This is a genomic window from Paraburkholderia sp. J69-1, from assembly GCF_905220255.1.
GTDB lineage: Bacteria > Pseudomonadota > Gammaproteobacteria > Burkholderiales > Burkholderiaceae > Paraburkholderia.
The window spans coordinates 1-12,130 of record NZ_CAJMZG010000003.1; the positions used below are offsets into that span (position 1 = coordinate 1).

A 12,130-nucleotide genomic window follows, 5' to 3' on the forward strand; every position below is an offset into this window, starting at 1 on the left:
AGCCACAGCTTTACGAAATTGCGATAATTTGCATTATGTCAAATCACATAGAACGTTCGGAAAACCCTGCCGGTCCTGATTTGACTGCTGTGCATCGCGCCCGCGAATTTACCTGGCATGCCGAAGAATCGACAGATTCTTCGGCAATCGTCATGACGGCACGTTCGTACCGTCACGGCTTCAATGCTCGTTGCTGGCTTTCGCAGCCTGCGGGCAAGCCGGATCTTTGCCCCAGTGACCGTCGCAGACGCGCCAGCGGCAAAGCTGATCCTCGAAGAAACCGCGCTCGCTGCAAGCCTTGACCTGCTGCGCCAACGACGCGTTAGCCTCACTGCCTTTCGCCGAACCCTTCGATGCATGCGAACCGGTCTTCGCATCCGTCGGCTTGGAGCGCGCGAACAGCACGGCCAGCAGATCCGCATCGGAATCGTCTTTTTTACCGTTGGCGTGCGCCTTCTTCGACTGGGCGAGCGCCGTCTTGCTATCGGCCTTGCTGTCGTTCTTATGCGCGTTGGCCGTTTGATGCTTGGTATCGGCGCTATCGTGTTGATGCTTTGCGGCGCTTTTTTCCGGCGCGGCCTGTGCTGTTTGCGCAACCGGCGCCGCGGGTGCAGCGGGCGCGGTCGCGCCGCTGGCCGAGCCATCTGCGAGCACGCGCGCGAGGCGTTCGTTCTCGCCTCCTGCAGATGCCGAGTCGTCGTCGGCGACGATGGTGGCCGCGTGCGAAGCCGATGCCTCCTCGGGCGCATTTTTCTGTGCGCTCGCAACGACTGCATGCGACGCGGGCGTAGCCGACGCTGCAGCCACGGCAACCGCGCTGGCCGCCGTCGATGCCGCGTTCGACGTACTCGACGGCGTGCGCGACATCCAGTGCCATGCACCGAATGCGCCCGCACCGATTACGAGCAGCGCCACAAGGCCGGCCGCTTTCGAGGAACGCTGCGGCGTCTTGCCCGCAGGCATGGGCTGCGGCACCACGCGCCCTTCGAGGTTAGCGAGAATGCGTGAGCCAGCGGGCGTGCCGCTGGCAGGTGCGCCGGCCGGCCTGGCGGGTGTATCTGCCAGCAGGCTGGGTGGAGCTTTGGGTCGGGAATTGTCCGGCACACTCATTACTTTAGAGTCTCATTCGGATCGTGCACATTGAATCGGGCCTGTTTCGCCGTAATAATACGTGTCGGCCCGAGTTCGGGCAGGCCTGATTCTAAAATCAAGCATTACAAAAAACAATTGCCTCAGTTCACGGGGTCGCTTTTGGTTGCCATTGCACTCGTAGTCTATTTCGCCATTACCGTACCGATAGCCGCAATTCTGCTGTTACCGGGCGTTCGAGCGTCCTTTTTCGATGCTTTATTCAGCCTGCATAATGTGATCACGCGGCGTATTTCCGCGAGTTCTACACATGCGCGCAAGCATATTTCTAAATCGGCAAAATATTCCCAATCGACAATGGTCGATATGCAAAATTTGCTGATTAAGCGGCGCTTGCTGATTTTGTCGACGACAGGTATTCTTGCGACGCCGCCGCTGATTGCTATTGCGCTTCGCGGTCGCCAGTTATTCCAATACGATGACACGGCTCGTGTGCCCGATGAAAAAATCGCGGCACTGCTCAATGGCGAGCAGCTGGTTCCGCCGCCGCCTTTGCCGCCTGAAGTGTTCGCCACGCGTGAGGTTGAACAGATTCGTCCGGCACTGGTGGATGCGAGTCGCGACTGGAATCTGCTCGATGCGGATTTCCGTACGCGTTTGCTGCTCGTTTATAAAATCATGCACGAGCAATACGGTTACGACATGGCTTTGCTTGAAGGTTATCGCAGCCCCGATCGGCAGGACCGGCTGGCAAGAATGGGGGGCAGCGTGACTAATGCCGCGGCGTTTCAGAGCTATCACCAATACGGACTCGCAGCGGATAACGCATTCCTGCGCGACGGCAAGCTCATCATTTCAGAAAAAGATCCGTGGGCCATGCGCGGCTATCAGTTATATGGACAGGTTGCCGAACAGGTTGGCCTCACATGGGGCGGACGCTGGAAAATGATGGACCTCGGGCACGTCGAATATCACAAGCCCGGTTTCGTGCTGGGACGCAGGCCGGCAGATGCAAAATGACATGCGCAATGACACGTGCATGTCACCGGCAGCAGATAAGCACGCATGCGTATATGCAGATTGGGCCGAAGCAAAACGCAATGCGAACAATAAAGAGGATGGATATGGGGCGTTCTTTCAATACCTTGAGCGATATGCCGCGCAAGCCGCGCAATTCCTTTCCTGATCTCTCACAGTTTTCACATCGTTCGCCGATCCTGTCCTGCACATGATCGGCTGCACGCGCGCGCCCTGCCCGTTGCGCGTCTCGCCACCGTCACGCATGAATCACCAGAACAGCACTCAAAGCATCAGGATCTGACCGGCATATGCAACGCTTTCTCAACGTGTTGACTCACAAGCGCACGCTTTCCATCATCGGCATCATTGCGCTGGCAGCCGTGCTCTATATTGCAGCCGACACGCTGCAGATCGGGCTCGTCTGGGTCGCGGCCGTGCTCGGCGTGCTGTTCGCGCTCTGGCTGATCGTGTGGATCGTGCGCCGCATTCGCGTGCGCCGCGCCAATCGCAAGCTCGGCGACATGCTCGAACAGCAGGCCCAGGTCGAAACGCCGGCCGCCGTCGCCGCGCGCGGCACGCAGGCCGAACTCGACGCGCTGCGCACGCGCCTGACCGACGCGGTCAAGACCATCAAGAGCTCGAAGATCGGCCAGCTTTCCGGCGGCTCCGCGCTTTACGAATTGCCGTGGTACATCGTGATCGGCAATCCGGCGGCGGGCAAAAGCAGCGCGGTCATCAATTCCGGCCTGCAATTCCCGTTCGCCGATAAAAAAGACGCCATCGTGCACGGCATCGGCGGTACGCGTAACTGCGACTGGTTCTTCACGACCGAAGGCATTCTGCTCGATACCGCAGGCCGCTATTCGGTTCACGAAGAAGACCGTGGCGAATGGCTCGGCTTTCTGGGCCTGCTCAAGCGCTTCCGTCCCAAGGCGCCGATCAACGGCATCATCGTGACGGCGAGCATTGCGGAACTCACCGGCAATCGCCCGGAATTCGCCATCGATCTGGCGAAGAACCTGCGCCAGCGCGTGCAGGAACTCACGGAAAAACTCGAAGTCTTCGCGCCCGTCTATGTGATGTTCACGAAGGTGGACCTGATCACGGGCTTTACCGAATTCTTTAGCGCGAACGATCGCCACGAATACGATCGCGTCTGGGGCGCCACCCTGCCCTACGAGCCCGATGAAAAGCGCGACGTGGTCGCGCAGTTCGACGAACGCTTCGAAGAACTCTATGACGGCCTGAAGGAAATCAGCATCGCGCAGATGTCGATCAGCCGCGGCAATGCGCTCACGCCGGGCCAGTTGAGCTTCCCGCTCGAATTCTCGACGATCAAGCCCGCCTTGCGCGCGTTCCTCGCCACGCTGTTCGAGAACAACCCATTCCAGTACAAGCCGATTTTCCGCGGCTTCTATTTCACGAGCGCGCTGCAGGAAGGCGAAACCAATAGCGCCGCCGCGCAGCGCATCGCCAACCGTTTCGCCTTGTCGGCCGATGGCATTCCCAAGGCGCAAGCGGCCTTCTCGAAGAACGGCTTCTTCCTGAAAGACCTGTTTTCCAAGGTGATTTTCGCGGACAAGCAGACCGTGCGCCAGTTCGCGAGCCCGGCAAAAACGCGTCTGCGTTACGCCACGTTCTTTGGCGTGGTGGCGGCGCTCGCGCTCGCGCTGGGCGGCTGGACGTGGTCGGCGGTCAATAACCAGCAACTGGTGGCGAATGTGCAGGCCGATCTCGACAACGTCGAGAAGCTGCAACAGAACCGCAACGACCTGCAGTCGCGTCTGCAGGCAATGGACATTCTGGAAGACCGCATCGACCAGCTCGAACAGTTCCGTCGCGACAAGCCGCTCGCGGTGTCGCTGGGCCTGTATCAGGGCGATCGCATCGAACAGCATCTGCTCGAAGAGTATTACAACGGCGTGCGCCAGATCATGCTCACGCCGGTCTCGCAGAATCTCGCTTCCTTCCTCAAGGATGTCGATGCCCACCCGGACCAGCTCGCGCCGATGACGCACGCGCCCGACTCCGGCGCCGTGCCGGTTTCCGCGCACGCAGCGATGGCGAACACGAGCCAGGGCGGCCTCTACAGCGATGCCTCGCCCTCGAGCGTGGAAGACGCGTACAACGCGCTCAAGACTTACCTGATGCTTTCGGATAAGCGTCACGTCGAAACCGCTCACCTCACCGACCAGATCGCCCGCTTCTGGCGCGGCTGGCTCGAACAGAATCGCGGCAACATGCCTCGCGACGAGATGATCCGCAGCGCCGAGCGCATGATCACGTTCTATCTCGCACGCGTGAACGACGACGACTGGCCGATGGTCGACGCGAATCTCTCGCTGATCGACCAGACGCGCGAAAACCTGCGTCATGTGGTGCGCGGCATGCCAGCACGCCAGCGCGTGTATGAAGAGATCAAGGCGCGCGCCTCCACGCGTTTCGCGCCGATGACCGTCGCGCGCATCGTCGGTGACAGCAACACGGCGCTGGTCGCGGGCAGCTACGCGATTCCCGGCACCTTCACGCGCGAAGCGTGGTTCCAGTACGTGCAGCCCGCGATCCGCGATGCGGCCACCAAGGAACTGCAGGCCAAGGACTGGGTGCTCAACACCTCGGCGTCCGACGACCTCACGCTCGAAGGCAGCCCGGAGCAGATCCAGAAAACCCTCGTGGGCATGTACAAGGCCGAATACGCGCAGCACTGGCAGAAGTTCATGCAGGGCATCGCCGTGCAGGACTTCGGCAGCTTCGGTCAGGCCGTGGATGCGATGAACCGCCTGGGCGACCCGCAGGATTCGCCGATCCGCAAGATCCTCGAAACCGCGTATGACCAGACGTCGTGGGATAACCCGTCGCTCGTCAACACCACCATCAAGCAGGCGCAAAGCGGCATCAAGGGCTGGTTCAAGAACCTGTTCTCGCGCGCGACCAGCGGCACGGTGGAAGCGAATATCGACATCAACGGCAATCCGGTCGAAATCCCGATGGGTCCGATCGGCCAGGCGTTCGCGGGTCTCGGCCGCATTGTCGTCACGCACGACAATGGCTCGATGCTCAAGGGCTATATGGATTCGCTGTCGAAGGTGCGCACGCGCTTCAACACGATCAAGAACCAGGGCGATCCGGGACCGGGCGCGCGTCAGCTGATGCAGCAGACGCTCGACGGCAACGGCTCGGAACTGTCCGATTCCCTGAAGTTCGTCGACGAGCAGATGCTCACGGGTCTCACCGACGATCAGCGCAAGGCGTTGCGTCCCCTGCTCGTGCGTCCGCTGATGCAGGCTTACGCCGTGGTCATTCAACCGGCCAGCGTCGAAGTGAACAAGGTGTGGAACGCGCAGGTGTATCAGCCGTTCCAGGCGTCGCTCGCCAACAAGTATCCGTTCGCGGGTACGGCGAAGGTCGAAGCCGGTTCGAGCGAAATCGGCCAGATGTTCGGCCCGGATGGCGCGATCTCGAAGTTCGTCAGCACCACGCTCGGGCCGCTCGCCGTGCGTCGCGGCGACACGCTGACCGCACGCACGTGGGGCGATATGGGTCTGGCACTCACGCCTGACTTCACCGGCGGCTTCGCGCGCTGGGTCGCACCGCTGGGCGGTGGCGCAGCAGGCGCGAACGGTGGTGCGAGCGAACCGCAGACCGTGTTCCAGATCCTGCCACAGCCTTCGACCGGCACGACCGAGTACACGATTGCGATCGACGGCCAGCAACTGCGTTATCGCAACACGCCGCCGCAGTGGACCAACTTCGTGTGGCCGAACCCGAACGGCGCGCCTGGCGCGACGCTGTCGGCGACCACCTTCGACGGCCGCACGATCCAGCTCGTCAACGAGCCGGGCCGCTACGGTCTGGAGAAGCTGATCAATTCGGCGCAACGTAGCCGCCGCCCGGACGGCACCTTCGACCTCACCTGGACGCAAGGCAGCGTGACAGTGTCGCTGAGCATGCGCATCATCAGCACCTCGCAGCCCACGGCTTCGAGCGGCGATGCGCCGCAGCAGCAAGGTCTGAAGGGCGTGCAACTGCCGTCGTCGATTGCGAACGTCGGCGCGGCGGGCGGCGCGCAGAACGCACAGAATCCGCAAGGCGCCAGCGCGGCCGCTGGCCCGCAGGCCGCAATGGGCGCACCGGCGACCGTTGCTGGCACAACCAACTCGCAGGGAGTCGCGCAATGACGCAGACCGTTCAGGCGCAGATCGCCTATTTCGGCAAAATTCCCTCGCGCGGCGATTTCGTCAAAAGCGCGAACAATCCGCAGTTGTTGCAGACGCTGGACAACTGGATCGCCGAAGCCATGAACATGCTGACCGACGATCCGCGCTGGAAGATCGTCTACGAGGAAGCGCAGCCGATGCACTTCGCGTTTCTCGGTTCGCATAGCCGCCTCGCGATCGCGGGCCATATGGTCGCGAGCCACGACCAGTCGTCGCGGCGCTTTCCGTTCCTCGCCGCCACGGCGCTCGAAGTCGAGCAGCCGCTGGCGTTTCTCGCGCGCAGCCCGCTGGCATTTGCGCGTTTGTGGTCGCGGGTGGCCTCGCAGATGCAGCCGCTGCTAGGCCCGAGCGAGCCTTCGGGCGCGCTGCAGGCGCTGGGCGAAACGCACGTGCCGGTCGATGTGGGCGGCACGGGCAATCCGCACGACGGCACCTTCGCGGATTTCATCGAACACCAGACGCTCTCCGGCCTCGAACAGATGCTGCTGGGCAGCGGCCATCCCGTGCGCCTCAAAGGCGCGATGCTCGCGCTCGGTTCGCTGCTGCGCCCGGTGATGCAAAGCGGCGCCGCGCATCTCGAACGCGGCCTCACGCTGCCGCTGCCGACCGACCCGTTCTATCGCAGCCTCGTCGGCGCGTTCTGGCTCGAACTGATCGCGCCGTTCGTCTCGAAGGCCGATTTCGAACTGGCCATTTTCCTTGGCACCATCGCGCAGCGCGAACGGCTCATCATCGGCTTCAACGGCGCGTCCGCGAAGACCCTGCATAGCGTGGTCGATCCGCAAACCTATTCAGCTCATAACATCGACATCGACGATCCCGAGTGGATCGACGATCATGCACAAAGCGACCATGGCATCAGCAAACTCGTCAGCTACCTCGATCAACCGCAACTCTCGCTGCGCGTCGCCATCGACACGTTCCGCGAAGCGTTCATCGGAGAGCCGGTCAATGGCCGACGTGGTTAAACGCAGCGGCCTGGCCGCGGCGGTAGCGCTGAGCTTCGGCGCGCTGGCCTCGTTTGCAACAACGGCATCGGCCGACGATGCCAGCCCCGCGCGCGTCACGCCCATCATGACGAACGGCGCGACGGTGAGCGGCACGATTCCCGCCGCTTCGGGCCCGGCGAATGTCGCCGCTACGTCGACGCCGTCGGTCGCTTCCGCTTCGGCGCCGCGCAGCACCGTCACGTCGACGCCCGCGCCGGTCGATGCTACGCCAGGCCAGGTCGTGGCCGGCGGCAAGGTGCCTGACGAAGCCACCCACGCCGCCGTGCTGCAACGCCTGCGCGATACCTATGGCGCGGGCAATGTGGTCGATCAGATCGAAGTGGGCGACGTGGCGACGCCGCCGAACTGGTCGTCGAATGTGCAGAAGCTGCTGGGCGCGCAGCTCAAGCAGATCCACAAAGGACAACTGAAGATCGACGGCACGCAGATCGACGTGCGCGGCGAAGTGGGCAACGAAGCGCAGCGTCAGCAGATCGCCAGCGATATGGCGAACGCGCTCAATCCCACCTACACGATCCGCAACGGCCTGCGCGTGAGCGCTTCGGAACAGGGTCTGCTCGACCAGACGCTCGCGAACCGCACGATCGAATTCGAAACGGGCAGCGCCACGCTCGCGCCGGAAGGTCGCGCGATCCTCGACCAGATGGCGGCCGTGCTCGCGAAGATGAATACGCGCACCGTGGAAATCATCGGCCACACCGACAACTCCGGTAACCGTACCTCGAACATCGCGCTGAGCCAGGCGCGCGCCGATGCGGTGAAGGGGTATCTCGTCGCCAAGGGGATTTCGCCGCAGCAACTGACGACCAACGGCGTGGGCCCGGATCAACCGGTGGCGTCGAACGACACCACGGACGGACGCGCACGCAATCGCCGTATCGAATTCCGCGCGGGTCTCTAAGCAAGCGCAGCATGAAAAAAGCCCTGCAAATGCAGGGCTTTTTTATCGCCTAGAACTTCAGCTTAGTTTTCCGATTTCACACCCAGCATCTCGCGGATATGCGAGAGCGTGCCGTCGTCCTTCACCACCGTGGCGAGCCATTCGTGCAGCGGCATGCCAGCCCACTCCGCGGCCTTATCGGCGAGATAAGCCACGGGGCTATGCGGTTCGGTCGCGCGGAAGTAATCCGCCACGGCACGCAGTTGCGCGACCGCGTCTGCGCGGCTCTGGATGCCGCCATGCGCGCGGCTGGGAACGCGGGTTTGAGTCTGCACATAGTCCTCGTGAGGCAATGGCGTCTTGAAGCTCGGCTCCGAACGCCCTGACGTATTCGACGCATCGCTCTGCCCGTCTTCCGTTTGCTGCGCGTTGTCCTGCTTCGCGCGCGCGTCCGGGTCGACACCCACGTCGCGCGCGAAGCGCTCCAGAAGCCGATAAACCGTGTCGAAAGCTTCGCGCGTCTGACGAAAGCTCGGCGCGGAATCGCCGGCCTTCTGCTCCAGCGCCTGATCGAGCGCGGCCAGCGCGGCCTCGAACGTCTTGAACTGCGCCAGCAGCGCCTCGTAGAACGCCGGTGACGTTGCGCGCCGCGACGCGTCGATCTGTTCGACCGAAGGCTTGCCGCGCGCGATATCGTGAGCGTTGTCGGGATCGCGCTTCACCGCCTGCGCAACGTGCTGCGCCACATCCCAATCGAGCGTGCTGAACGCGATACCCGACTGCGTGAGCGGCACGGCGCGCAGCAATTCCGCCGAACGGCCCGCGAGCCACGCCACATTGCCCAGACGCGATTCGACATCGTCGCCTTCGGGCTGCGGATGCATCTGTTCCCAGAAGCGCTCGACCAGCCCGGTCAGCACCGCATAGCCTTGCGTGAGGCCCGGCACGCCTTCCTGAATCGCCAGCGCTTCGGTCAGCCACACGGCCACGCGCAGATCTTTGGTCTGCGTGGCGAGCAGCGCCGAACAACGCTCGGCGACAAACGGCCAGTCGGCTTCCTTGATTTCCGTGACCCATTCGCCCTGATCGAGCGAGGGATCGTCGAAGCGGCGCGCGTAGGCGATCGCATCGAAATCGGCGGAAAACAGCAGGTCCTCGCCGCACGGCGAGCTTTCGTTGATAGGCGCCAGCAGCGCGGTGTAATCAGTCGACATGGTCATTCCACGGTGTATTCGAACTCACCGGACTCGTTCGCGCGCACATTCACGCTTTGCAGCGCCGTGCCTTCCGCGATGCGTTCGAGTACCTGTTGCGCGAGTTCGGGCAGCAGCGTGCCGTTCAGAATGTGATCGACGTTGCGCGCGCCCGAATCCACTTCGGTGCAGCGGGCCAGCACGGCGTCCACGAGCGATTCGTCCCACTCGAAAGTCGCGCCATGATTGGCTTCGATGCGCCGGCGAATGCGTTCGAGCTTGAGTTCGATGATCTCGGCGAGCACATCGTCCGAGATCGGGTAATACGGCACGACCTTCATGCGCCCGAGAAACGCGGGCTTGAAGGTCTTGTACAGTTGCGGACGCAACAATTCGGCGAGCGCGTCGGCGTCCGGCAGTTCTTCGGCCGGTTTGTTCAGACAGGCCTGCATCACGGCCTGCGAACCTACGTTCGAAGTCAGGATGATCAGCGTATTGCGGAAGTCGATCGGACGGCCTTCGGCATCGTCCATCGTGCCCTTGTCGAAGATCTGGAAGAACATTTCCAGCACGTCGGGGTGCGCCTTTTCGACTTCATCGAGCAGCACGACCGAATACGGATTGCGGCGCACCGCTTCGGTCAGCACGCCGCCTTCGCCATAACCCACATAACCCGGCGGCGAGCCCTTGAGACCGGACACGCTATGCGCTTCCTGGTACTCGCTCATATTGATGGTGACGAGCTTGCGTTCGCCGCCATAGAGAATATCGGCGAGCGCCAGCGCGGTTTCGGTTTTGCCGACACCCGACGGTCCCACGAACATAAACACACCGCGCGGCTTGTTCGGATCTTCGAGGCTCGCGTTGGCCGTGCGCACACGCTGCGCGATCGCATCGAGCGCATGGTCCTGACCGATCACGCGCTCGCCAAGCAGCGGGCTCAGATTGAGCACCGTCTTGATCTCGTCCTTGACCATGCGGCCGAGCGGAATGCCGGTCCACGACGCCACCACTTCGGCCACCACATGCGCGTCCACCTGCAACGGCACCATCGGGCCATCGCCTTGCAATGCGTGCAGTTGCGCGACCAGCGCGGGCAGCGCTTCGCGCGCGGCGTCCGCGTCGCGAGCGAGATCGGCCGATCCACCCTCTTCGCGCGCCGCGTCGATACGTTCGCGCAGCGCCGCGATCTGCGTCACCAGTTCGCGCTCCTGCGCGTAACGGGCTTCGTCTTCGGCTACTTCCGCGGCGGCCTGCGCACGCTCTTCGCGCAGTTGCGCGAGGCGTTCGTCGTGCGCCGTACCGTTGGCGGCTTCGCGTTCGAGCGAAGCGATTTCGGCATCGACACGTTCGATATAGCGCTTGCCGTCGTCGATCGCGCCCGGCGTCGAACTATGTGCGAGCGCAACCTTCGCGCAAGCCGTATCGAGCACGCTCACGGCCTTGTCCGGCAACTGGCGCGCGCTGATATAGCGATGCGAAAGACGCACCGCCTCGGTAATCGCTTCGTCGAGAATGCGCACGTTGAAGTGACGCTCCATCAACGCGGTCATGCCGCGCAGCATGGCAGCCGCGAGCGTTTCGCCCGGCTCCTCGATCTTCACCACCTGGAAACGCCGCGCCAGCGCCGCGTCTTTCTCGAAGTACTTTTTGTACTCGCTCCACGTGGTAGCCGCGATCGTGCGCAACTCGCCACGCGCGAGCGCCGGCTTGAGCAGATTGGCCGCATCGTTCTGCCCGGCCTGACCGCCCGCACCGATGATCGTATGCGCTTCGTCGATAAACAGAATGATGGGCTGCGGACTCTTCTTGACTTCGTCGATCACGCTTTTCAGGCGGTTTTCGAACTCGCCCTTCACGCTCGCACCGGCCTGCAGCAGCCCCATATCGAGCACACGCAGCGCCACGTTGCGCAGCGGTTCGGGCACGTCGCCCTCGGCGATACGCAGCGCGAGCCCTTCCACCACGGCCGTTTTGCCCACGCCCGGCTCGCCCGTGAGAATGGGATTGTTCTGGCGGCGACGCATCAGAATGTCGATGGCCTGGCGAATTTCGCCTTCACGGCCGATGACCGGGTCCACCTTGCCTTCGCGCGCGCGTTGCGTGAGATCGGTCGTATAGGTGTCGAGCGCCGGCGTTTTCGACGGACCCGCAGCGGTTTGCGTTTGCGCCTGCGACTCCTGAGCCGCGCCCTGTTCTGCTTCGCGCGGCACCGCTTCCACCGAACCCTCGGTCAATTCATCGAAACGATGCTTGAGTTCGGACACCGCGACTTCGGCCAGACGCGGCGACATACGCTGCGCAAACTGCGCAAGATCGGGCGCGCTCAGCAGCGCGAGCAGCAGATGCCCCGAACGGATGCGGCCAATCTGCGTATCGAGCGATGCAATCAACCAGGCCTGCTCGAACAGCGCAATCAGATGCGGCGAGAACACCGGCGTGCGCGTATTGCCGGTCTTGAGGTTCTGCAATTCGCGTTCGAGATCGGCGCGCACTGCATGCGCATCGATACGCGAGGCGCGCAACGCGCACACCAGATCGCTGGCCGGTTCTTCGATCAGCGCGAGAAACAGATGTTCGAGATCGACTTCGTAATGCCCGCGCGACAGGCACGAGCTGGCCGCCCGTTCGGCCGCGAGGCGGCAGGTCGTGTTGAGCTTGGTGATCAGGGTCTTGAGAGGCGTGCTCATGTCGTGATGGCGTTCCGGGCGAAGTTCGGTT

At 62.8% G+C, this 12,130-nt stretch carries 7 protein-coding genes; 4 read left to right on the forward strand and 3 right to left on the reverse strand.

Going from position 1 to position 12,130, the window contains the following annotated elements:
* Positions 1 to 180 precede the first annotated feature (180 nt).
* Complete coding sequence (locus U5A67_RS05835) at positions 181 to 1,110, reverse strand: hypothetical protein (protein WP_321818248.1); 930 nt, start codon at positions 1,108 to 1,110, stop codon at positions 181 to 183.
* 141 nt (positions 1,111 to 1,251) lie between these two features.
* Between U5A67_RS05835 and U5A67_RS05840 the strand changes: the two genes are divergently transcribed.
* From U5A67_RS05840 to U5A67_RS05855, 4 genes are all read left to right on the forward strand, one after another.
* Complete coding sequence (locus tag U5A67_RS05840; RefSeq protein ID WP_321818251.1) at positions 1,252 to 2,109, forward strand: M15 family metallopeptidase; 858 nt, start codon at positions 1,252 to 1,254, stop codon at positions 2,107 to 2,109.
* Between the two features lie 308 nt (positions 2,110 to 2,417).
* On the forward strand, positions 2,418 to 6,287 hold the full coding sequence (tssM, locus tag U5A67_RS05845) for a type VI secretion system membrane subunit TssM (protein WP_321818247.1): 3,870 nt from the start codon (positions 2,418 to 2,420) through the stop codon (positions 6,285 to 6,287).
* Positions 6,284 to 7,294 carry a type VI secretion system-associated protein TagF gene (tagF, locus tag U5A67_RS05850; RefSeq protein ID WP_205982591.1) on the forward strand — a complete coding sequence of 337 codons (1,011 nt, stop codon included), beginning with the start codon at positions 6,284 to 6,286 and terminating at the stop codon, positions 7,292 to 7,294. Before tssM ends, tagF begins: the two co-directional genes overlap by 4 nt.
* Complete coding sequence (locus U5A67_RS05855) at positions 7,278 to 8,237, forward strand: OmpA family protein (protein ID WP_321818246.1); 960 nt, start codon at positions 7,278 to 7,280, stop codon at positions 8,235 to 8,237. The genes tagF and U5A67_RS05855 overlap by 17 nt, the downstream gene beginning before the upstream one ends.
* Positions 8,238 to 8,299: 62 nt before the next feature.
* Here U5A67_RS05855 and tssA read toward each other — a convergent pair whose 3' ends face one another.
* Together tssA and tssH are read right to left on the reverse strand one after the other, a co-directional pair.
* Positions 8,300 to 9,430 (reverse strand): type VI secretion system protein TssA, encoded by a 1,131-nt coding sequence (gene tssA, locus U5A67_RS05860; RefSeq protein ID WP_321818245.1) that lies wholly within the window; start codon positions 9,428 to 9,430, stop codon positions 8,300 to 8,302.
* A gap of 2 nt (positions 9,431 to 9,432) precedes the next feature.
* Positions 9,433 to 12,099, reverse strand: a complete 2,667-nt coding sequence (gene tssH / locus U5A67_RS05865) for a type VI secretion system ATPase TssH (RefSeq protein WP_321818244.1) — start codon at positions 12,097 to 12,099, stop codon at positions 9,433 to 9,435.
* Between the last annotated feature and the right edge of the window lie 31 nt (positions 12,100 to 12,130).